This is a genomic window from Streptomyces sp. NBC_00322 (assembly GCF_036147535.1).
GTDB lineage: Bacteria > Actinomycetota > Actinomycetes > Streptomycetales > Streptomycetaceae > Streptomyces.
In genome coordinates, this window is record NZ_CP108019.1 from 6,130,037 (window position 1) to 6,151,012 (window position 20,976).

A 20,976-nucleotide genomic window follows, 5' to 3' on the forward strand; every position below is an offset into this window, starting at 1 on the left:
ACCCTCCAGCGCCGAGGCGGGTGCGGGCGTGCCCCGCATCTGAGGGGGCGCCGCGCGTCAACCTCGTGCGTACGACAGCGCTGTCTGGCCCGCCCGGCGGAGCCGTCCCCTATCCGGGTGATGCGCCCCGAACCCCCTTCCCCGACCCCTCGGCCGGGGGCAGGGTGCGGTCAAGTGATCAGTACGACACGGGGGTTACCGACATGCGCATGATCGTCACGGCCGGATTCCTGGCCACATCAGCTCTGGCCGCAGCAGTGCTGGCGCCGCAGGCGGCGGCGGCCGCGCCGCCCCGCCTCGGGGAGTGCGCGGTGGGCGAGCTCTGCCTGTGGGAGCAGGGGAACTTCAAGGGCACACGCCAGGTCCACGAGCTGTCCGGCACCGATATCGAGAGCTGTGTTCCGCTGCCGTCCGGCACCACCGCCCAGGCACTCGCCAACCGGACCGGGCGGCCCGTCACCACGTACCAGTCGGCGGAGTGCGAGGAGACGGGCGAGTTCGAGACCTACCCGGGCGGTGGCACCTGGGTGCCCCAATCCCCGTACCAGGTCAGGGCATTCAAGGTCTGGGAGCGCTGAACCGGGGTACCCGCTGAGGGAGCCCCGATTCGACGACTCAGGGAGTGATGATGGCGGGCTTCGGACACACAACGCGCAGGCACCCCCGTTCACGCAGCCGCAATTGGTCGCGTAGCGGGCCGGATCGTGCGGCACTCGGAATCATCGGCCTGATCTGTGCGATCGCCGGTTTCTTCGTGCTGGGGATCGTCCTCGGCCCGATCGCGATCGTCTGCGGATGGCTCGGTACGGGCCGCCGCTGGAACGGCGCACAGCCGGTCCCGGCACTGGCCGCGGTCGTGCTGGGCGGCATCGACACCCTGCTGGCGATCGTCTGGCTCGCGGGAGCCACGGTTCCCGCGAGCGGGATGTGGTGATCGTCAGCCACGCACAGCAGGCTCGTCGGACGGACCGACCGGGGTGGGCATCGCGCCCGCCCCGGTTTCCGCCCGTATCGCCGTATCCGGGAGCTCCGTGACCGCGCGGGCCTGCGACAGCGTGGCCACCTGCTCCCGCAGCGCCCGCACTTCCGCCGTGAGCGCCTGGAGCAGCGCCGTCTGCTTGCGTTCCTCCGCGTCGTCCCGCTCGAAGCGGGAGATGAACCACGCCGCGATATTGGCGGTGACGACACCGAGCAGCGCGATCCCCGAAATCATCAGCCCGACCGCGAGCACCCGCCCCAGACCCGTCGTCGGCGCATGGTCGCCGTACCCGACCGTCGTCATCGTGGTGAACGACCACCACACCGCGTCGCCCAGCGTCTTGATGTTCCCGTTCGGCGCGTCCCGCTCCACATGCAGCACGGCCAGCGAGCCGAACATCATCAGCCCCACCACCGCGCCACCGACATACGTCGTCAGCGTGATCTGCGGTGCCATCCTGGCCCGGCGGCCCACCAGCAGCAGGGTCGAGACGACCCGCAGCAGCCGTAGCGGCTGCACCAGCGGCAGCACCACCGCCACCAGATCCAGCGGATGCTTGCGTACGAAAAGCCACTTGGCCGGTGCCAGCACCAGCCGTACGAGGTAGTCGACGGCGAAGGTCCCCCACACCACCCACTCGGTGACCGTGCAGACGGTCAGCACCGACCCATTGGCGTCGGGCGCCACGATGGGCACGGCGTACGCGAGGGCGAACGCGATGGCGAGTGCCAGCAGGGGGGTCTGCATGCGCTGTTCCCACCGGACCTGCGCTGTTCGCTGCTTCATGCCTGCATGTTAGAGACGCGTAAGGGCGGCGGAACCCGGCCGGGTGCCGCCGCCCTTCACAGTGCAGTCGTTACGCGTCGCCGCCGGCCGCGCCCGGGTCCGCCGCGGCCACGTCGAGCAGCTGGTAGCGGTCCACCGCCTGCTTCAGCACCGAGCGGTCGACCTTGCCCTCACGCGCGAGCTCGGTGAGCACCGCGAGGACGATCGACTGCGCGTCGATGTGGAAGAAGCGACGCGCCGCGCCCCGGGTGTCCGCGAAGCCGAAGCCGTCGGCACCCAGCGACTGGTACGTGCCGGGAACCCAGCGCGAGATCTGGTCCGGAACCGAGCGCATCCAGTCCGAGACGGCCACGAACGGGCCCTCGGAGCCGGAGAGCTTCTGCGTGACGTACGGGACGCGCTGCTCCTCCTCGGGGTGCAGGAGGTTGTGCCGCTCGACCTCGACGGCTTCGCGGCGCAGCTCGTTCCAGCTCGTCGCCGACCACACGTCGGCACGTACGTTCCACTCCTCGGCGAGGATCTTCTGCGCCTCGATCGCCCACGGCACGGCCACACCCGAGGCCATGATCTGCGCGGGGATCGCACCGGCCTCGCCCGCCTTGAAGCGGTAGATGCCCTTGAGGATGCCGTCGGCGTCCACGTTCTCGGGCTCGGCCGGGTGCTGGATCGGCTCGTTGTAGACGGTGAGGTAGTAGAAGACGTCCTCGCCGTGCGGGTGCTCCTCGGACGAGCCGTACATCCGGCGCAGACCGTCCTCGACGATGTGCGCGATCTCGAAACCGAAGGCCGGGTCGTACGCGACACAGCCCGGGTTCGTCGAGGCCAGCAGCTGGGAGTGGCCGTCGGCGTGCTGCAGTCCCTCACCGGTCAGCGTCGTGCGGCCCGCGGTCGCGCCCAGGACGAAGCCGCGTGCGAGCTGGTCGGCCATCTGCCAGAACTGGTCGCCGGTGCGCTGGAAGCCGAACATCGAGTAGAAGACGTACACCGGGATCAGCGGCTCGCCGTGCGTGGCGTACGCGGAACCGGCGGCGATCAGCGAGGCCGTGCAGCCCGCCTCGGAGATGCCGTCGTGCAGCATCTGGCCGGTCGGCGACTCCTTGTACGCGAGCAGCAGCTCGCGGTCCACGGCTTCGTACTGCTGCCCCAGCGGGTTGTAGATCTTGGCGCTCGGGAAGAACGAGTCCATTCCGAAGGTGCGGTACTCGTCCGGCGCGATCAGCACGAAGCGCCTGCCGATCTCCTTGTCCCGCATCAGGTCCTTGAGCAGCCGGACGAACGCCATGGTGGTGGCGATCGACTGCTGGCCGGAGCCCTTCTTGACCGGGGCGTACGTCTTGTCCTCGGGCAGGACCAGCGGCTTGGACCGCACGACACGGGTCGGGACATAGCCGCCCAGCGCCTTGCGGCGGTCGTGCATGTACTGGATCTCCTCCGAGTCGCGGCCCGGGTGGTAGTACGGCGGCGCGCCGCTCTCCAGCTGCTGGTCCGTGATCGGGATGTGCAGACGGTCGCGGAAGCGCTTGAGGTCGTCGACCGTCAGCTTCTTCATCTGGTGCGTCGCGTTGCGGCCCTCGAAGTTCGGGCCGAGCGTCCAGCCCTTGACCGTCTGGGCGAGGATCACGGTCGGCTGGCCCTTGTGGGCCTTGGCCGCCGCATACGCCGCGTAGACCTTCTTGTGGTCGTGGCCGCCGCGTCCCAGGTGCAGGACCTGGTCGTCGGTCATGTTCTCGACCATGGCGCGCAGCCGGTGGTCGTCGCCGAAGAAGTGCTCGCGGATGTACGCGCCGGTCTCGGTGGCGTACGTCTGGAACTGGCCGTCGGGCGTGGTGTTCAGCTTGTTGACCAGCACGCCGTCGCGGTCCTGGGCGAGCAGCGGGTCCCAGGAGCGGTCCCAGACCAGCTTGATGACGTTCCAGCCGGCGCCGCGGAACTGGGACTCCAGCTCCTGGATGATCTTGCCGTTGCCGCGCACGGGGCCGTCGAGACGCTGCAGGTTGCAGTTCACGACGAAGGTCAGGTTGTCCAGGCCCTCACGGGCGGCGATGGAGAGCTGGCCCAGCGACTCGGGCTCGTCCATCTCGCCGTCGCCGAGGTAGGCCCAGACATGCGACCTGGAGGTGTCGGCGATACCGCGCGCCTCCATATAGCGGTTCATCCGGGCCTGGTAGATCGCGCCGAGGGGGCCAAGGCCCATGGAGACCGTCGGGAACTCCCAGAAGTCCGGCATCAGCCGCGGGTGCGGGTAGCTGGACAGACCCTCGGGGGCCTTGGACTTCTCCTGGCGGAAGGCGTCGAGCCGGGCCTCGCTGAGGCGGTCGAGCAGGAAGGCCCGGGCGTAGATACCGGGGGAGGCGTGGCCCTGGAAGAAGATCTGGTCGCCGCCGTCGCCCTGGTCCTTGCCGCGGAAGAAGTGGTTGAAGCCCACGTCGTAGAGGGAGGCGGAGGAGGCGAAGGTGGCGATGTGGCCGCCGACGCCGATGCCCGGGCGCTGGGCGCGGGAGACCATCACCGCGGCGTTCCAGCGGGTCGCGTTGAGGACCTTGCGCTCGATCTCCTCGTTGCCGGGGAAGAACGGCTCGTCCTTTGTGGCGATGGTGTTGACGTAGTCCGTGCTGCGCATCTCGGGCACGGCCACGCGCTTCTCGCGGGCTCGCTCGATCAGGCGGAGCATCAGGTAGCGGGCGCGCTCCCGGCCCCGCTCGTCGACGGCGGCGTCGAGGGAGTCCAGCCACTCCTGGGTCTCTTCAGGATCGAAGTCCGGGACCTGGCTGGGAAGGCCGCCAATGATGATCGGGTTGCGATCTGATCCGGAAGCCACGCTAATCCTTCGCTGTTCGGTGGGTTCTGCCCCTGCGGGAGACATGGGATGTCCAGGCGGTGTCGCGCCGCCTCCCATCGTGTACCGCGGGGAGGCAAACGTCATCTCTACCGGGGGGTAACCCTTGTTCTGACTGACATCCTGACCCAACCCCGGTTCCGGGTCCGGTCAAATCGCAACCTTACGCCCAAGCCGCCAATGTGTTTCGTTTGGCTGTTCGGTTCCGATTGGCCCACCGAAGGGAAAGATTGCCGCAAAGATGGTCGAATGGTGTGCCATGAATCACGAGAGGGGGTTGAGCGTGTCTGGAGTTGGGCCGAGACGGCCGCAAACGTCACCGTTTCGGCGGTCTGAACGGCCGGGTACTTGCGCGATCCGCCCCGCCCGTGTGGACTACGGCCAACGCCACGCGTACGCGCGCGGCCGCAGGATTTTCCAAACATGATCAGGAGGCAAGCCGTGAGCGCGACCGCGGACCACGCGGAGGAGCGGACCAACCCGGCCGTCAGGCTGGGGTTCGAGCCCGGACAGGTGGTCCAGGAGATCGGCTACGACGACGACGTCGAGCAGGAGCTCCGTGAGGGCATCGAGGCTGTTATCGGCCAGGAACTCGTGGACGAGGACTATGAGGACGTCGCCGACGTCGTCGTGCTCTGGTTCCGTGACGAGGACGGCGACCTTACGGACGCGCTGGTGGACGCCATCGGACTGCTGGACGAAGGCGGCGACATCTGGCTGCTGACGCCGAAGACCGGCAGGGACGGATACATCGAGCCGAGCGACATCAACGAAGCCGCGCAGACCTCCGGTCTCTCCCAGACCAAGAGCATCAACGCGGGCAAGGACTGGTCGGGCACCCGGCTGAGCGCACCCAAATCCAAGCGCTGAGCCCCCGTACGCCCTGAGGGCCCCCGTCGGCAACTGCCGGCGGGGGCCCTCTGCGTAGGGTGGACCCACCCGAACGGACCAGTCGGGCCCAGCCCAGTGAAGGGACGCAACGTCATGGCGATCGAGGTCGGCACCAAGGCCCCGGACTTCGAGCTGAAGGACAACCACGGCCGCACCGTGAGCCTCGCCGAATTCCGCGGCGAGAAGAACGTGGTGCTCCTCTTCTATCCCTTCGCCTTCACCGGTGTGTGCACCGGCGAGCTGTGCGCGCTCCGTGACGAGCTGCCGCGGTTCGTCAACGACGACACCCAGCTGCTCGCCGTCTCCACCGACTCCATCCACACCCTGCGCGTCTTCGCCGACCAGGAGGGTCTGGAGTACCCGCTGCTCTCGGACTTCTGGCCGCACGGCGAGACCTCACGGGCGTACGACATCTTCGACGAGGAGAAGGGGTGCGCGGTGCGCGGAACCTTCATCATCGACAAGGGGGGCGTGGTCCGCTGGACCGTCGTCAACGGTCTGCCCGAGGCGCGCGACCTGAACGACTACGTCAAGGCGCTCGACGCGCTCTGATGCGCGCCCTCTGACGCACGCCCCGATTCATCGGCCGACCCCTGCCCGAAAGGGTGTTTTCGATGGGAACCGGTCACTAGGATCCACTCGTTGATCCGATACATCACCGCACGACGGGGGCGCTGCCCCTGACAAACAATGGAGGGACTCGTGGGAGTCAGCCTCAGCAAGGGCGGCAACGTCTCGCTGACCAAGGCCGCGCCCAACCTGACCGCGGTCACCGTGGGCCTGGGCTGGGACGCACGCAGCACCACCGGCACCGACTTCGACCTCGACGCCAGCGCCCTGCTGACCAACGCCGAGGGCAAGGTCGCCAACGACGGCAACTTCGTCTTCTTCAACAACCTCAAGAGCCCCGACGGCTCCGTCGAGCACACCGGTGACAACCTCACGGGTGAGGGCGAGGGCGACGACGAGCAGATCAAGGTGAACCTCGCCTCGGTGCCCGCCGACGTCGACAAGATCGTGTTCCCGGTCTCGATCTACGAGGCCGAGAGCCGCCAGCAGTCCTTCGGCCAGGTGCGCAACGCCTTCATCCGCGTCGTCAACCAGGCCGACAACAACGAACTCGCGCGCTACGACCTGAGCGAGGACGCCTCGACCGAGACCGCCATGGTCTTCGGCGAGCTCTACCGCAACGGCGCGGAGTGGAAGTTCCGTGCCATCGGCCAGGGGTACGCCTCGGGTCTGCGCGGCATCGCGCAGGACTTCGGCGTCAACGTCTGAGCGAGCGGTTCATTCCCTGTCCGGCGCCGCACCTTCCAGTGCGGCGCCGGACGCGCCTGTACCACCTTTGCTTCGTCATCTCGGGGAGGACCACAAACATGGGCGTCACGCTCGCCAAGGGAGGCAATGTCTCCCTCTCCAAGGCCGCACCGAACCTCACACAGGTGTTGGTCGGGCTCGGCTGGGACGCGCGCTCCACCACCGGAGCGCCCTTCGACCTCGACGCCAGCGCGCTGCTCTGCCAGTCCGGCCGGGTGCTCGGCGACGAGTGGTTCGTCTTCTACAACAACCTCAAGAGCCCCGACGGCTCCGTCGAGCACACCGGTGACAATCTGACGGGCGAGGGCGAGGGGGACGACGAATCGATTCTCGTGGACCTCTCCCAGGTGCCGGCCAATGTCGACAAGATCATCTTTCCGGTCTCGATCCATGAAGCCGACAACCGGGGCCAGACCTTCGGCCAGGTCAGCAACGCTTTCATCCGGGTGGCCAACCAGGCGGACGGCCAGGAGCTCGCGCGCTACGACCTGAGCGAGGATGCCTCGACGGAGACCGCGATGATCTTCGGTGAGCTCTACCGCTACGGCGGCGAATGGAAGTTCCGGGCCGTTGGGCAGGGGTACGCGTCGGGTCTGCGAGGCATCGCTCTAGACTTCGGGGTCAATGTTTCCTAAAGCTCGTGTCCGGGTTCCTTCAAGACCCGGGCAGATCCCCGGGGGTGCCTGCTGGGGATCCAGGGTTCGTCCCCCGGGGTAATGCAGCGTAAAGCCGCGCCTGGCCCCGTGGAGACCCGTACTCGGCGCGGGGGAGACCCGTACACAACGATTGGGTAGCCAGTGGTACTGAAAACCTTCGGCTGGTCGTTCGCAGTCACTGCGCTCGGCCTGGTCGCTGCGGTGTTCTACGGAGGCTGGGCGGCCTTGGGGCTCGTCGCCATCCTCTCGATTCTCGAGATCTCGCTGTCCTTCGACAACGCGGTGGTCAACGCCGGCGTGCTGAAGAAGATGAGCGAGTTCTGGCAGAAGATCTTCCTCACCATTGGTGTCCTGATCGCCGTCTTCGGCATGCGGCTGATCTTCCCCGTGGTGATCGTCGCGATCACCGCGAAGATCGGGCCCATCGAGGCCGTCGACCTCGCGTTGAACAACCACGACAAGTACGAGCAGCTGGTCACCGACGCCCACCCGGCGATCGCCGCCTTCGGTGGCATCTTCCTGCTGATGATCTTCCTCGACTTCATCTTCGAGGACCGGGACATCAAGTGGCTGGGCTGGATCGAGCGTCCGCTCGCCAAGCTCGGCAAGGTCGACATGCTTTCGGCCTGCATCGCGCTGATCGTTCTGCTGGTCACCGCGGCGACCTTCGCGGTCCACGCGCACCAGTACGGCGGGGAGCACGTCGACAAGTCGGGGACGGTGCTCACCGCGGGTATCGCCGGCCTCATCACGTACATGGTCGTCGGCGGTCTCTCCGGCTACTTCGAGAACAAGCTCGAGGAAGACGAGGAGCGCGAGCACGAGGCCGAGGAGGAGGCCAGGAAGGCCGGCAAGCCGGTCTCGGCCGTCAAACTCGTCGGCAGGGCCGCCTTCTTCATGTTCCTGTACCTCGAGGTCCTCGACGCGTCGTTCTCCTTCGACGGCGTCATCGGCGCCTTCGCGATCAGCAACGACCCGGTGGTCATCGCGCTCGGCCTCGGTATCGGCGCCATGTACGTCCGGTCGCTCACGGTCTACCTGGTCCGCCAGGGCACCCTCGACGACTACGTCTACCTGGAGCACGGCGCGCACTACGCGATCGGCGCCCTCGCCGTGATCCTGCTCGTCACCATCCAGTACGAGATCAACGAGGTCATCACCGGTCTCGTCGGCGTCGTGCTGATCGCCTGGTCCTTCTGGTCCTCGGTACGCCGCAACAAGGCGCTCGCAGCCGAGGGCGGGGACAACTCCGACGAGAAGCAGGAAGTCACCTCCGGGGTGTGACCCGGCGGGGATTGAGGAACGCTCTGAGCGGGGCGGCTCCGAGGCACCGGCCTCGAAGCCGCCCCGCTGGGTTCATCGACGCATGTGGGGGTGGGGCATGGCCTTCTGGGACGGCCTGCGGGGCAGGTCACTGCAGTTCGACTCCGGCAGCGCAGCGACCAATTCGATCGAGCTGACCAAACGGCACCCGACGGTCTCGCTCACCAAGCAGGGCGCGGCCACCGGCAATCTGCGCGTCAACCTCTCCTGGCGGATGCGCACGTCCGACATCGAGGGCAGGTCCAAGCAGAGCGGCAGACTGCTGCGACATCCCTTCAAGCTCTTCCAGCCCGATGTGGTCCAGGCTCATACCCAAGGCGTGGTCAATGTGGACCTCGACCTGGGCTGTCTGTACGAGCTGACGGACGGCAGCAAGGGCGTGGTGCAGCCGCTCGGCAGCTTCTTCGGCAACATCAACGAGCCGCCCTATGTGAAGCTCAGCGGCGACGACCGCTTCGGCTCCCCCTCGGGCGAGACGGTCTACGTCAATCTCGACCACCGTGAGTCGATCAAGCGGCTGCTGTTCTTCGCGTACATCTACGACCAGACACCGGCCTTCGACCGTACGCACGCGCATGTGACGCTCTACCCGAGCAACGGGCCGCGGGTGGAGATAGAGCTCGACGAGCGCGCGCCGCAGGCCCGTTCCTGCGCGATCTTCTCCATGGAGAACGTGAAGGGGGAGCTGGTCGTGCGCCGTGAGGTGAAGTTCGTGTACGGCTTCCAGGCGGAGCTGGACCGGCTGTACGGCTGGGGTCTGCAGTGGGGACGCGGTTACAAGAACCGGGTGTAGCGGCGTACCAGTCAGGGGCGTACGAACTGGGGGCCCATGGGCGGCAGCCGGAAATTCGGGTCCGGCGCGGGCGCTGCCGCTGCGGCGGGCTGCGGATACCCGTACGCCGGGGGCCCGGCCGGCTGGGTAGCCGGCGGCTGCGGGTAACCGTACGCGGGCTGCGGGTAACCGTAGGCGGGCTGGGCGGCCGGGGGCTGCGCGGGCGGCGCCGGGTGCGGGTCGGTCTGGGGCTGGGGCTGAGGCTCGGGCTGGGCGGACTCGGCGGCCGCCTCCGCCTCGTCCACCGAGATGCCGAACGCCGTGGCCAGACCCACCAGTCCGGTCGGATACCCCTGCGCCACGGCGCGGAACTTCCAGCCCTCCCCGCGCCGGTAGAGCTCGCCGCAGATGATCGCCGTCTCAAGGCCCGTCTCCGGTTTCACGTCGAAGACGGCGAGCGGGTCGCTGTCGGCCAGGGCCGCGTCGTAGAGCAGTATCCGCAGATCGCGTACATGCTGGAAGATGTCGCCGTCGGACGAGGCGGCGAGCACTACCTGGTCGACGGACGGGTCGAGGGAGGAGAGATCCGCCTCGACGGTGTCCGTCAGATGCTCCGCGACGCGTTTCTTGGACAGCCGCCGCACCAGGCCCGACGGGTGGCGCGGCTGGTTGTAGAAGACGAAGTCCTCGTCGGAGCGCACACGCCCGTCGCTGCCGAGCAGCAGGGCCGAGGCGTCCACGTCGGGGACCCCGGCGCCCGGGGTCCAGCGCAGCACGGCCCGTACGGCCGTGGCATCGAGAGGAACGTTCGAGCCCTTCACCATCGCGTGCGTCATGTCCGTCATCCTGCCTCCCCGATGGCCGCCCGGACAACGCGGGGGCCCTTAGGGAGTGTTCGCAGGGAGACCAGAGAGAGACCCCCTTGTCGTCCGGCCAGGACATGGGCATGGTGCAAGCGGGTTACCTGGAATTCATGGGCTTGGGGAACTCTTGACACATGGTCGTACGTACTATTACCGGCCACGCCAGTTGGGCCGCCAAGGCAGTACGGGGGAAATATATGCGTCACTTTGGGCAAATTTCGCCTACTGTGCGTGACAGTCTGTTCCATCAAGAGCCATGCGAATTCAGCGCCGCCTCGCCCGCGCGCACCCTCGCGGCCGCGCTGGGCGCAACCCTCTACAGCCCCGCGACCCGGCCCCAGCTCGCCGATGACGTGCTCAAGCTGGCAGCTCGCGGAGTCGTCTCCATGGTGCTCTGCCTGGAGGATTCCATCGACGACGCGGAAGTCGCCGAGGCCGAGGAGAACCTGGTCCGGCAGTTCGCCGACCTCGATGCGCGCGGTGAAGAGCTGCCGCTGCTGTTCATCCGGGTCCGCGAACCCGGGCAGATCCCGGATCTCGTGGAACGGCTCGGCCCCTCGGTCCGACGACTGTCCGGTTTTGTACTTCCCAAATTCACCGAAGAGCGGGGTGTTCCCTTCCTGGAAGCCCTCGCCGACGCGGAGACCGCGAGCGGACAGCGGCTTTTCGCGATGCCCGTCCTGGAATCCCCGGAACTTCTCCACCTCGAAACCCGCACCGACACCCTCACCGGCATCGCGACCACCGTCGACAAATACCGCGAGCGGGTCCTGGCGCTGCGGCTCGGCGTCACCGACTTCTGCTCGGCGTACGGGCTGCGCAGATCGCCCGACATGACGGCGTACGACGTCCAGATCGTCGCCGCGGTCATCGCCGACGTGGTCAATGTCCTGGGGCGGGCGGACGGCACCGGCTTCACGGTGACCGGACCCGTATGGGAGTACTTCCGGCTCCAGGAGCGCATGTTCAAGCCCCAGCTGCGCCGTAGCCCCTTCATGGAGGGCCGGGCCGAGGAGTTGCGCACCGCGCTGATCGAGCACGACCTGGACGGTCTGCTCCGCGAGATCGAACTGGACCGGGCCAACGGCCTGCAGGGTAAGACCTGCATCCACCCCTCGCACGTCCTGCCCGTGCACGCGCTGTCCGTCGTCAGTCACGAAGAGTTCAGCGACGCGCAGGACATCCTGCGGCCGGAGCGGGGCGGCGGAGGCGTGATGCGTTCCGCGTACACGAACAAGATGAACGAAGTGAAGCCCCACCGGGCCTGGGCCGAGCGCACGCTGCTGCGCGCGGAGGTCTTCGGGGTGGCCAGGGAAGAGGTCGGCTTCGTTGAGCTGCTCACGGCCGGACTCTCCGGCTGACATGAAGAGGGAAGAGACTGTAAGCGTGGTGTGGTCGGGTGCATGGGTCGCCGAACGGCTGGGCGTCGGGCTTGTCGGAGACGCCGAGCTGAGCGCTCTGCTGGGACTGGCCCTGCGGCGCAATCCCAAGCGGGCCCATCTGCTCGTGTCGAACGTGCTGGGCAAGCATGTGCCGCAGTCGCCGTCGGTGGTGTACGACGCGGGGTACGGGCTCGGTGAGCAGGTCCGCAAGCTGCTCGGCGACGAGGAGGCGGCCCGCGCGGTCGTCCTCGGCTACGCGGAGACGGCGACGGGGCTTGGCCACTCGGTGGCGGACGGGGTGGCGCTCGCGCCGTATCTGCACTCCACGCGCCGGCCGGTCGACGGGGTCGAGCAGGCGGGCGGCTTCGAGGAGTCCCACTCGCACGCGACCTCGCATCTGCTGCTGCCCGAGGACCCGGCGCTGCTGGCCGGTGACGGACCGCTGATCCTGGTCGACGACGAGTTCTCGACGGGCAACACCGTGCTGAACACGATCCGGGATCTGCACGAGCGGTATCCGCGGGAGCGGTACGTGATCGTGGCGCTGGTCGACATGCGCTCGGAGGCGGACCGCGAGCGCTTCGAGCGCTTCGCCGAGGAGATCGGCGCCAGGGTCGACCTGGTGGCATTGGCCTCGGGGACGGTCCGGCTCCCGGAGGGAGTGCTGGAGAAGGGCCAGGCGCTGGTCGCGGAACAGGAGGCGATCGCGACGCGGACCGCGTCCGGCGGCGCGGAGTCCGGGACGCCGGTCGCGTCCGGCGTGGTCGCCTCCGGCGAGGCTGCCTCCGCCGGGACCGGGTCCGGCATGCCCGCCGGGACCGGGTCCCCCGCCCACGCCCGGGTGGAGCTCGGCTGGCCGAGCGGCGTTCCCGATGGTGGGCGGCACGGGTTCACTCCCGCGCACCGCGCCGCGTTCGAAGCGGCCCTGCCCGGCATGGCCGAGCGAATAGCCGAGGCCGTAGGCCACGCCTCCCGTGTACTCGTCCTCGGCTTCGAGGAGTTGATGTACGCCCCGCTGCGCCTCGGCACCGCCCTTGAGCAGGCCCTCGACGCCGATGTCCGCTCCTCCACCACAACCCGCTCACCCGTCCTCGCCGTCGACGACCCCGGCTACGCCATACGCACCCGGCTCGTGTTCCCGGCGCACGACGACCCCGCCGACGGCCCCGGTGAGCGGTACGCCTACAACGTCGCCGGCGCCGGTTTCGACGCCGTCGTCGCTGTTGTGGACTCGGCCGCCGACACGCCCCAACTGCACGCACCCGACGGCTTGTTGGCCCAGCTCGCCGCGCACGTCCCGCACGTCGTCGTGGCCGTCGTACCGAGCTACGTACCCCAAGCACCCGATGCACTCGAAGCAACTGAAGCTGCCGAAGTACCCGAAGCACCCGAAAGGGCGTCCATGCTGCCCGAGCCCCTCCGCGGCCCCGCCTTCTCCTCCTACGCCCCGGACGAGGTCGGCTGGCTGCTCCAGGATCTGTCCGAGGTCGATCTTGAGGCCCCGACCGAGGAGCGCGAAGAGGCCATACAGAGCGGTGGCGCGCACTACGCCGAGTCGCTTCCCGTCGAGTACCAGCCCAGCACCCAGTACCAGGAGCTGTTCAAGTCCGCTCTGGAGATATCGGCGGCCCGTATCGCCCGCGCCGTCGGCACCGTCACCGAGACCGTCATCGCCGAGCGGTCCCCGCGCCCCGTGCTCGTGTCGCTGGCCCGCGCCGGCACCCCCGTCGGCGTGCTGATGCGCCGCTGGGCGCAGCACCGGCACGGCCTGGACCTGCCGCACTACGCCGTCTCCATCGTCCGCGGCCGCGGCATCGACGCCAACGCCCTTCGCTGGCTGCAGCAGCACCACGACCCGGCCGACGTCGTGTTCGTCGACGGCTGGACAGGCAAGGGCGCGATCACCCGCGAACTGGCCGATGCGCTGGAGGAGTTCGAGGGGTTCAACCCCGAGATCGCGGTGCTCGCCGACCCCGGCGGCTGTGTCCGCACCTACGGCACCCGCGAGGACTTCCTCATCCCCTCCGCCTGCCTCAACTCCACCGTCTCCGGCCTGATATCGCGTACGGTGCTGCGCGCCGACCTGGTCGGCCCCAACGACTTCCACGGCGCGAAGTTCTACCGCGAACTCGCCGGCAGCGATGTCTCGGAACACTTCCTGGACACCGTCGCCGCCCGCTTCGACGAGGTCGCGACCGCCGTCGACGCCGAGGTCAAGGAACTGCTCGCGGCGGACCGCGCACCTACCTGGGAGGGCTGGGCCGCCGTCGAGCGGATCAGCGAGGAGTACGGCATCCACGACGTGAACCTCGTCAAGCCGGGCGTCGGCGAGGCCACCCGCGTACTGCTGCGCCGCGTCCCCTGGAAGATCCTCGCCAAGCGCGGCGCGGGCGCCGACCTCGACCATGTCCGGCTGCTCGCCGAGCAGCGCGGCGTACCGGTCGAGGAGGTCGACGAACTCCCGTACACCTGCGTCGGGTTGATCCACCCCCAGTACACCCGCGGCGCGACGGGCGCGGACGGCAAGGCGGTGTCGGCGCTGTGAGCACGCCCGGGACCTCCCTGATCGCGAGCGATCTCGACCGCACCCTCATCTACTCCAACGCCGCGCTCGATCTGCGCATGCCGGACGCGGACGCGCCCCGCCTGCTCTGTGTCGAGGTGTACGGGAGCAAGCCGCTGTCGTACATCACGGAGACCGCTGCCGGGCTGCTCGACAAGCTGGCGCGTAGAGCCGTCTTCGTACCTACCACCACCCGTACCCGCGAGCAGTACCAGCGCATCCATCTCCCGGGCCCCGCCCCCGAGTTCGCGATCTGCGCGAATGGTGGACATCTGCTCGTCGACGGCGTCTCGGACACCGGCTGGCAGCGGCAGGTCGCCGCCCGGCTCGCCCACGAGTGCGCCTCGCTCGCCGAGGTCCGCGACCATCTCCTGGCGGCGGCCGACCCCGCCTGGCTGCTCAAGGAGCGGGTCGCGGAAGACCTGTTCGCGTATCTCGTCGTCGAGCGCACCCTGCTGCCCGAGGGCTGGGTGAAGGAGCTCTCCGAGTGGGCCGAAGGCCGCGGCTGGACCGTCTCGCTCCAGGGCCGCAAGATCTACGCGGTGCCGCAGCCGCTCACCAAGAGCGCGGCGGTGCGCGAAGTGGCCCGGCGCAGCGGCGCGGAGCAGATCCTCGCGGCCGGGGACTCCCTCCTCGACGCGGATCTGCTGCTCGCCGCGGACCGCGCCTGGCGCCCGGGCCACGGCGAGCTCGCCGACAGCGGCTGGGACGCCCCGAACGTCGAGGTGCTGTCCGAGACGGGGGTCGCGGCGGGCGAGGAGATCCTGCGCCGCTTCGGCCGCGCCGCGACTGCCTGAGCGCGCGGGGGTGGCCGCACGGGGTGACCGGAGGCGGTCAGCCGCAGCAGCCGCCCCCGCAGCAGCCCCCGCCGCCGCCGCTGTTTCCGCCGCCGGGCGCGGGCGCGGACTTCGTACCACCGACGGCGACCGCCGACAGCAGCTTGACGGTGTCCTCGTGTCCGGCGGGGCAGTTCGCCGGGTCGGAGGACTGGGCCATCGGCCGGTTCACTTCAAAGGTGTCGCCGCAGCTGCGGCAGCGGTATTCGTAACGAGGCATGGCCTCAGGCTAGCTGCCCTGCCCCTTGTCCAGCGTCGGGCCCGGTCCTGGTTCGGCCGGGCGGGCGGGCTGTTCCTGGGCCTGGGCCGGGGCCTGGGCCGGGGCCGCGCGGTCGGGGTGGCGGGCCTTCCAGTACGGGTTGTCGTGCGGCAGCGTCGAACTGACCCTGCCGTACATCCCGAAGAACATCAGCAGCACGCCGACCACGAAGCTGAACAGGACGTTCTGGATCTCGAAGGCCAGGGGGTTGAAGGTCGTGTCGATCAGCGCGAGGTTGATGAAGCCGCTGAGGATGAAGGCGATGCCGAGGACCATGTTGAGGGTCGAGGCGAAGTTCCCGCCGATGACCATGCCGACGAAGAGCAGCAAGCCGATGCAGATGGACAGCACGCTGAGCGCGCCGTTGGTGTTGAGGCCCGCGACCGTGTCGCCGCCGGTGTCGAAGAAGCCGACTTCGTCGATGAGCCCGAGAATCCCGAAGGCGAGCAGCACGAGCCCCATCAGCCCGGCGCCCACGCGGTAGACCTGGTTGAGCCGGTGGTCGACGGGGAGGTGTTCGTCGAGCAGGGGCGCGTTCCGGCTGGTTTTGGGGAGAGGTACGTGTGCGGCCATGTCCGGCCTCCTTTGGACGTACGTACTCCTAGGATCCGCCCGAGTGCGACAGCGTTCAATCGGTGGGGCGAAAGGGTTGTCCGGGCCGCTCGGCGCAGGTCGGGGCTGGTCGGCCGGGGGGCCGGGCCGACAGGGGCCGGAGCCGGGGCGGCCGGCGGACGTCGCTCAGGCGTGGCCCGCGCCGCGCTCGTCGCGGATCTGTTCGACCACGCGCGCGGCCGTGTTCCGTACCGCCTCGGTCTCCATCAGAAAGTGCCAGTAGTCGGGGTGGCGGCTCTCGAGCCCCGCGACGGCCCGCTCCAGCCGCCCCACGGCGTCGTCCAGCGGCCGTGCGTGCCGGGGATCGGGGGTGTTGCGCCCGGCCATGGCGAGACGCTGCGCGTCCCGGATGGCGAAGCGGGTGCGCTCGATCTCCTGCTGCGGGTCCTTGGCCACGGCGTTGAGCCGCTGCAGCCGGTCGCCGGCGGCCGATACGGCTTCGTCGGTGGTGTTCAGCAGCGCCCGTACCGTACTGAGCAGGGCCGTCGCATCCGTCCACCGCTGCTCGTCGCGCGCCTTCGCCGCCTCCGTGAGTTTCTCCTCGGCCTGGCGGACGCTGACCGCCGCCTGTTCGGGGACGGGCTGCAGATCCTGCCAGCAGGCGGCGGAGAAGCGCCGCCGGAGCTCGCTGAGGACGGGCTCGACGGATCCGGCGCGGTTGGTGAGGGCCTGGGCGCGCGTACGGAGGGAGACGAGGCGTTTGTCGGTCTCGGCGGCGCGCTCGGGCAGCCGCTCGGCCTCGGCCCGTACGGCTTCGGCGTCGCGCAGGACCTGGTCGGCGCGCTGGAGGGTCTCGGCGACGCCGTGCCGGCCGGCGCCCTGATTGAGCATGGTCAGCTCGGGGGCGAGGGCCGCGAGTCGGGCTGCGAGATGATCTGCTCGCAGTCCGGAGCTCCGCACCGAATCGAGAGCATTGCTCGCGGAAAGGAGCGCCTGTCTTGCCCGCTCGACGGCGGGCGCGAGCCGGGCGAGCTGTGTCTCCGCCTTGTCGAGCAGCGGACCGAGCCCCTGACCGAACCGGTCGAGATCGCCCTTGACCCGTACGAGCTCGTCCTTGGCCCGGTCCAGCTCCCCGCGCGCCCGCGTGGCGACCGAGGCTTCCAGATCGTCCCGGTCGAGATCGTGCGCGTCGACGGCGGTGATGTACCGATCGCTCGCCTCGTCGATGCGCTGCCCCAGCGCGGCGAAGTCGTCCACGGCCCGGCGGGCCCCCGGCGAACTGTCGACGGCGCTGATCGTCTCGATCGAGATCCGCAGATCGCGCTGGGCGGTGTCCAGCTCGTAGAAGGCGGCGGCCGCGGCATCCTTCGCGGCCTGCGCGTCGGCCCGATGGCTCTCACTCCGCCCGCCGAACCAGCGCCGCGTCCCCCCGCTGGCGAACGTGCCCGGCAGCGCCACGGCGATCAACGGCAGGGGCAGCAGCACAAGCGCGAGGACGTCCCGGACGGCACTCGCTCGCGCCTGCGCTCTGGCGTGCGGCCGCGCGTGTGTCGCCGTCACATCCCTCTCCCGTGCTGATTCGCCCTGCCCGGTTCATTCTCCCACCAGGTAAGGACGAACACACGGGCCCGTTAGTTCGCGCTTCGCACGGTGACTTTGCCGTTGTCGCTGCGCGCCTTCACGACATGTGAGCTGCTGCTGTCGTTCGGCACGTCGACGTCCACGTCGCCGTTGTCGCTCTTGGCCGTCACGGCGTACGGAGCCCCCGCGCGCGGCAGCTCGATGAGGACCGACCCGTTGTCACTGACGGTCTCGACCCTCTCGGGCACGGCAAGGAGCCCGAGCCGCACGTCCCCGTTCTCCGTGTCGGCACTCACGTTCCTGGCCTTGACGTGCTCGGTGACGACGTCCCCGTTGTCGCTGTCGAGCTGCAACGGCCCGCTGGAGTCCCGTACCGTCACGGAACCGTTGTCGGACCGGATCGTCAGCGCGGTGTCGAATCCACTGGCGGTCACGCTCCCGTTGTCATCCTCAACGGTCACGGCGACGCCGCGGGGCACCTTCACGACGTGCCGCGCCTCGCAGTCACTGGCGACGGCATCGCACTTCACCCGGAGGGTCAGCTTCCCTCCCTCCATCTTCCAGGTGGCCTCGGGCCCGTCCCCGAGGAACACCCACCCCTCGACCTGCCGGGTCACCTGCACGTCCTTCACATCGGCGGGCTGCAGCTCGATGTCGGAGTCGTCACTGTCGATGGTGAGCGCCTTCCCGGCAAACGGAAACGCCCGCTTCTCGACGGGCGCCTCCCCGGCATCGGCACTCCCGCACCCGGTCAGCGAGAGGGCGAGGACTGTCGCGCCCCCGAGCACGACGAGCGCCCGACGGCCGGTACGGCGGGTGCGGAGTGCGTCCATGATGATCGTTCCCCCAGGTCTGGTTCAGGCGGTGTCGCCGATGTGCCCTCACCGTATGAGCGGGGAGGGGTCTGGAACGATCCGGGCGACCACCGTGTGCGGGGTGGGGGTAGCCCCAGTAGCGGCCCGGTCACGGGGAACGGGTTTGCGGGGCGGCCCCATCTGCCATGTACGCTGTTGCCTCATCCACGGGTGCGTAGCTCAGGGGTAGAGCGCTGCTCTTACAAAGCAGATGTCGGCGGTTCGAAACCGTCCGCGCCCACCAGTGCAAAGGCCCCGACCGATCATGGTCGGGGCCTTTTCCGGCCGGGATCGAGCACTCTACGGCGAGGGCAGGGCGAGCACGCCGGTACGTGGCGTCATCGGTCGACGGCCGAACTGCCGTTCGTGCGGCGTGCTGGAGGTGTCCGGCCGTACAACCTCACGCCGGCTGCCGCCGCAGCGTGTCCGTCGCCGAACCGGTGCGCTGCATCCGGTGCCAGCGCAGCCTGCTGCCCAGCAGTGCCGTAACGACCGACTGCACCACCACCAGGTACATCAGCTGCCGGTAGACGAAAATCTGCAGCGGCAGCGTCCACAGCGGTTCGAACTGCTCCTTGTCGAGGCGGAGCGCGTAGAGGGCGCTGAACACCTGCACGGCCGTGAAGCCGAGCCACACAGCCCCGGCTTGGGCGGCGCTGTGGAACAGCAGCCCGTACACAGCGAACACGTCGACGAGCGGCGCGAGCAACGGCAACAGCGTCTGAAAGACGGCGAGATAGGTCAGTCCGCGGCGGCCGAACTTGCCTGCCGACCCCTTCTCGAAAAGCGACCTGCGGTGCTTCCACATCGCTTGGAGGGTGCCATAGCACCAGCGGTATCGCTGCTTCCAGAGCTGTCGGACGGTGGACGGCGCCTCCGTCCAGGCGATCGCCGACTCCTCGTACACGACCCGCCAGCCCATGCGGCACAGCGCCATCGTCAGATCGGTGTCCTCGGCAAGGGTGTCCTCGCTGACCCCGCCGACGCCCGTGAGCGCCTGCCGACGGAAGGCGCCGATGGCTCCCGGCACGGTCGGCATGCATTCGAGCACGTCGAACATGCGGCGGTCGAGGTTGAAGCCGACGACGTACTCGAGGTGCTGCCAACGGCCGAGTATGCCCTGCCGGTTGCCGACCTTCGTGTTGCCGCTGACCGCGCCGACGCGCGGGTCGGCGAGCGGCTGGATCAGGTTGCGGATCGCCTCCGGCTCGAAGACCGTGTCACCGTCGATCATCACCACGATGTCGAACTGTGCCCAGGCGAGACCGGTGTTGAGAGCAGCCGCCTTGCCCGCGTTGGGCTGGCGCACCACCATCACGCGCGGATCCGCCTGCCTGACCCACTCGGCGATCTCGAAGGTGCGGTCGCTCGATCCGTCGTCGACCACGATGATCTGGATGTACGGGTGCGTGGAAGCGAGCAGCGAGCGCAGGGTCGCCTCGATGCCTGCCTCCTCGTTGTACGCGGGCACGATCACGGTGACCGGGTCGTTGACCGGTGGCAGCCGCTTGCCGCGGCGCCTTTTCCCGCGGGTGCGGCGCACGTGTACGCGGGCGACCGTGAACAGCAGCACGAGGCGCCCCAGGGAGATCACCCCCGCGGCCACCAGCAACCAGGTCATGGAGTCGGCGAAGCTGCGGGACAGGGTCTGCGCCCACAGGACGGATGTGCCCTTCGCCTCGGTGGCGTCGGAGACGGGGTAGTCGGCGCCGTTCATCCGGAGCGCCGCTCCGACCGTCGTGAACCGCACGCCGTGCGGCGCGGACGCCAAGAGTTTCTCGGTGGCGTCGACGGCCTCCTGCGAGCCGGTGAACTGGCGGATCGCACCCCGCTTCGTGCTCCGGTCGGCGGCGTCGGCGGTGACCAGGATGTAGCCGTCGTCGATCGCGCGCCGCCCGGCCGCCCACTGGTCGGCGCACATGGACGCGATGTCCCCGGTGTGCGGCAGCCTCACCAGACGGGTGCCGAGGTCGGCGGCGCCGGCGAGGGTGTTCTGGGTGATGGCGAGTTCGAGCCGCGCGCGGGTCGCAGAGACCTGTGCGAGGTTGGCGTCGGTGTAGGTGTGCGAGCCGATCTCGTGGCCCTCGCCGTGGATCCTGCGCACGAGGTCCGGGTGGGCGGCCACCTGGGTGCCCGACAGGAAGAACGTCGCCTTGGCGTGATGCTTCTTCAGGACGTCGAGAAGTGGCGGAGTCCAGGTGGGATCGGGGCCGCCGTCGTAGGTCAAGGCGACCCTCCCGGCGGGCAGGTGCGCGCTGTGCGCCTTTCCGCCTGCCTCGCTGAGCACGGGGCCGCCCGTGCGTACCGCTGCGGGGGCGGCGGCGGTGCAGTGATGTGCGGGGGTGGCGGTGGGTGTTATCTCGTGCCGACCGTAACCGCTGAACAGCAGCGCGGTGGCGGCGACTGCGAGAGTGAGCAGTAGCAGCAGCCAGTGGGCGCGAGGGTCGCGCCGCAGGGCATGCCGGTTGGTTCTGGCAGGCGGCGCCGACTGCGTTGAGCGGGTCACCGCAGTCGTGCCGAGCGTTT

General features: G+C 69.1%; 19 protein-coding genes and 1 tRNA gene. 12 read left to right on the top strand and 8 right to left on the bottom strand.

Annotated elements, in window-relative coordinates; translation table 11 throughout:
- The first annotated feature begins 203 nt into the window (after positions 1-203).
- The gene (locus OG905_RS28025) at positions 204-578 is read left to right on the top strand and encodes a peptidase inhibitor family I36 protein (RefSeq protein WP_328678192.1); all 375 of its coding nucleotides are present in this window, start codon (positions 204-206) and stop codon (positions 576-578) included.
- A gap of 47 nt (positions 579-625) precedes the next feature.
- Positions 626-934, top strand: a complete 309-nt coding sequence (locus OG905_RS28030) for a small hydrophobic protein (protein WP_328678193.1) — start codon at positions 626-628, stop codon at positions 932-934.
- Between the two features lie 3 nt (positions 935-937).
- Here the strand turns inward: OG905_RS28030 and OG905_RS28035 are convergent, their stop codons facing one another.
- The gene (locus OG905_RS28035; protein ID WP_328678195.1) at positions 938-1,765 is read right to left on the bottom strand and encodes a potassium channel family protein; all 828 of its coding nucleotides are present in this window, start codon (positions 1,763-1,765) and stop codon (positions 938-940) included.
- 70 nt (positions 1,766-1,835) lie between these two features.
- Positions 1,836-4,583: a pyruvate dehydrogenase (acetyl-transferring), homodimeric type gene (aceE, locus tag OG905_RS28040; RefSeq protein ID WP_328678197.1), complete on the bottom strand. Its 2,748-nt coding sequence runs from the start codon at positions 4,581-4,583 to the stop codon at positions 1,836-1,838.
- Between the two features lie 459 nt (positions 4,584-5,042).
- Here aceE and OG905_RS28045 point away from each other — a divergent pair, with 459 nt between their 5' ends.
- The 6 genes from OG905_RS28045 to OG905_RS28070 all read left to right on the top strand — a co-directional run bounded on the left by OG905_RS28045 (position 5,043) and on the right by OG905_RS28070 (position 9,581).
- Positions 5,043-5,471: a DUF3052 domain-containing protein gene (locus tag OG905_RS28045; RefSeq protein ID WP_266476695.1), complete on the top strand. Its 429-nt coding sequence runs from the start codon at positions 5,043-5,045 to the stop codon at positions 5,469-5,471.
- A 114-nt stretch (positions 5,472-5,585) separates the two neighbouring features.
- Positions 5,586-6,044, top strand: coding sequence for a peroxiredoxin (locus tag OG905_RS28050; RefSeq protein WP_328678201.1), 459 nt, complete (start codon positions 5,586-5,588; stop codon positions 6,042-6,044).
- Between the two features lie 150 nt (positions 6,045-6,194).
- Positions 6,195-6,770 (top strand): TerD family protein, encoded by a 576-nt coding sequence (locus OG905_RS28055; protein WP_142216883.1) that lies wholly within the window; start codon positions 6,195-6,197, stop codon positions 6,768-6,770.
- Between the two features lie 98 nt (positions 6,771-6,868).
- Positions 6,869-7,444 carry a TerD family protein gene (locus tag OG905_RS28060; RefSeq protein WP_328678205.1) on the top strand — a complete coding sequence of 192 codons (576 nt, stop codon included), beginning with the start codon at positions 6,869-6,871 and terminating at the stop codon, positions 7,442-7,444.
- Positions 7,445-7,606: 162 nt separating this feature from the next.
- Positions 7,607-8,749, top strand: a complete 1,143-nt coding sequence (locus tag OG905_RS28065) for a DUF475 domain-containing protein (RefSeq protein WP_328678207.1) — start codon at positions 7,607-7,609, stop codon at positions 8,747-8,749.
- Positions 8,750-8,846: 97 nt separating this feature from the next.
- Positions 8,847-9,581, top strand: a complete 735-nt coding sequence (locus OG905_RS28070) for a TerD family protein (protein ID WP_328678209.1) — start codon at positions 8,847-8,849, stop codon at positions 9,579-9,581.
- Positions 9,582-9,592: 11 nt separating this feature from the next.
- Here the strand turns inward: OG905_RS28070 and OG905_RS28075 are convergent, their stop codons facing one another.
- Entirely contained in the window at positions 9,593-10,405 is an 813-nt protein-coding gene (locus OG905_RS28075; RefSeq protein WP_328678210.1) for a TerD family protein, read from the bottom strand.
- Between the two features lie 215 nt (positions 10,406-10,620).
- Here OG905_RS28075 and OG905_RS28080 point away from each other — a divergent pair, with 215 nt between their 5' ends.
- The 3 genes from OG905_RS28080 to OG905_RS28090 are packed head-to-tail and all read left to right on the top strand — an operon-like array spanning position 10,621 to position 15,165.
- Positions 10,621-11,784, top strand: coding sequence for an HpcH/HpaI aldolase/citrate lyase family protein (locus OG905_RS28080; RefSeq protein ID WP_328682647.1), 1,164 nt, complete (start codon positions 10,621-10,623; stop codon positions 11,782-11,784).
- Between the two features lies 1 nt (position 11,785).
- A complete protein-coding gene (locus tag OG905_RS28085; protein WP_328678212.1) occupies positions 11,786-14,350 on the top strand; it encodes a phosphoribosyltransferase in 2,565 nt (854 codons plus the stop codon).
- Positions 14,347-15,165, top strand: coding sequence for an HAD family hydrolase (locus OG905_RS28090; protein ID WP_328678213.1), 819 nt, complete (start codon positions 14,347-14,349; stop codon positions 15,163-15,165). The genes OG905_RS28085 and OG905_RS28090 overlap by 4 nt, the downstream gene beginning before the upstream one ends.
- Positions 15,166-15,202: 37 nt before the next feature.
- Here the strand turns inward: OG905_RS28090 and OG905_RS28095 are convergent, their stop codons facing one another.
- From OG905_RS28095 to OG905_RS28110, 4 genes are all read right to left on the bottom strand, one after another.
- A complete protein-coding gene (locus OG905_RS28095) occupies positions 15,203-15,424 on the bottom strand; it encodes an FmdB family zinc ribbon protein (RefSeq protein WP_328678214.1) in 222 nt (73 codons plus the stop codon).
- A 9-nt stretch (positions 15,425-15,433) separates the two neighbouring features.
- On the bottom strand, positions 15,434-16,036 hold the full coding sequence (locus OG905_RS28100) for a DUF4383 domain-containing protein (RefSeq protein WP_328678216.1): 603 nt from the start codon (positions 16,034-16,036) through the stop codon (positions 15,434-15,436).
- Between the two features lie 165 nt (positions 16,037-16,201).
- The gene (locus OG905_RS28105; RefSeq protein WP_328678219.1) at positions 16,202-17,575 is read right to left on the bottom strand and encodes a hypothetical protein; all 1,374 of its coding nucleotides are present in this window, start codon (positions 17,573-17,575) and stop codon (positions 16,202-16,204) included.
- Between the two features lie 71 nt (positions 17,576-17,646).
- Positions 17,647-18,429: a DUF4097 family beta strand repeat-containing protein gene (locus tag OG905_RS28110; RefSeq protein WP_328678220.1), complete on the bottom strand. Its 783-nt coding sequence runs from the start codon at positions 18,427-18,429 to the stop codon at positions 17,647-17,649.
- A gap of 190 nt (positions 18,430-18,619) precedes the next feature.
- On the opposite strand from OG905_RS28110, the gene OG905_RS28115 reads away from it, so the two are divergent.
- A tRNA-Val gene (locus OG905_RS28115) sits at positions 18,620-18,694 on the top strand.
- Between the two features lie 156 nt (positions 18,695-18,850).
- On the opposite strand, the gene OG905_RS28120 is transcribed toward OG905_RS28115, so the two are convergent.
- The gene (locus tag OG905_RS28120; protein WP_328678221.1) at positions 18,851-20,956 is read right to left on the bottom strand and encodes a bifunctional polysaccharide deacetylase/glycosyltransferase family 2 protein; all 2,106 of its coding nucleotides are present in this window, start codon (positions 20,954-20,956) and stop codon (positions 18,851-18,853) included.
- Positions 20,957-20,976: the final 20 nt, after the last annotated feature.

What these genes read in the sequence shown, in the direction of transcription:
- OG905_RS28075 (WP_328678210.1), bottom strand. Translation starts at nt 10,405, where the DNA reads ATGACGGACATGACGCACGCGATGGTGAAGGGCTCGAACGTTCCTCTC.
- OG905_RS28080 (WP_328682647.1), top strand. Translation starts at nt 10,621, where the DNA reads ATGCGTCACTTTGGGCAAATTTCGCCTACTGTGCGTGACAGTCTGTTC.
- OG905_RS28050 (WP_328678201.1), top strand. Translation starts at nt 5,586, where the DNA reads ATGGCGATCGAGGTCGGCACCAAGGCCCCGGACTTCGAGCTGAAGGAC.
- OG905_RS28030 (WP_328678193.1), top strand. Translation starts at nt 626, where the DNA reads ATGATGGCGGGCTTCGGACACACAACGCGCAGGCACCCCCGTTCACGC.
- OG905_RS28095 (WP_328678214.1), bottom strand. Translation starts at nt 15,424, where the DNA reads ATGCCTCGTTACGAATACCGCTGCCGCAGCTGCGGCGACACCTTTGAA.
- OG905_RS28110 (WP_328678220.1), bottom strand. Translation starts at nt 18,429, where the DNA reads ATGGACGCACTCCGCACCCGCCGTACCGGCCGTCGGGCGCTCGTCGTG.
- OG905_RS28070 (WP_328678209.1), top strand. Translation starts at nt 8,847, where the DNA reads ATGGCCTTCTGGGACGGCCTGCGGGGCAGGTCACTGCAGTTCGACTCC.
- OG905_RS28100 (WP_328678216.1), bottom strand. Translation starts at nt 16,036, where the DNA reads ATGGCCGCACACGTACCTCTCCCCAAAACCAGCCGGAACGCGCCCCTG.
- OG905_RS28035 (WP_328678195.1), bottom strand. Translation starts at nt 1,765, where the DNA reads ATGAAGCAGCGAACAGCGCAGGTCCGGTGGGAACAGCGCATGCAGACC.
- OG905_RS28025 (WP_328678192.1), top strand. Translation starts at nt 204, where the DNA reads ATGCGCATGATCGTCACGGCCGGATTCCTGGCCACATCAGCTCTGGCC.
- OG905_RS28060 (WP_328678205.1), top strand. Translation starts at nt 6,869, where the DNA reads ATGGGCGTCACGCTCGCCAAGGGAGGCAATGTCTCCCTCTCCAAGGCC.
- OG905_RS28085 (WP_328678212.1), top strand. Translation starts at nt 11,786, where the DNA reads ATGAAGAGGGAAGAGACTGTAAGCGTGGTGTGGTCGGGTGCATGGGTC.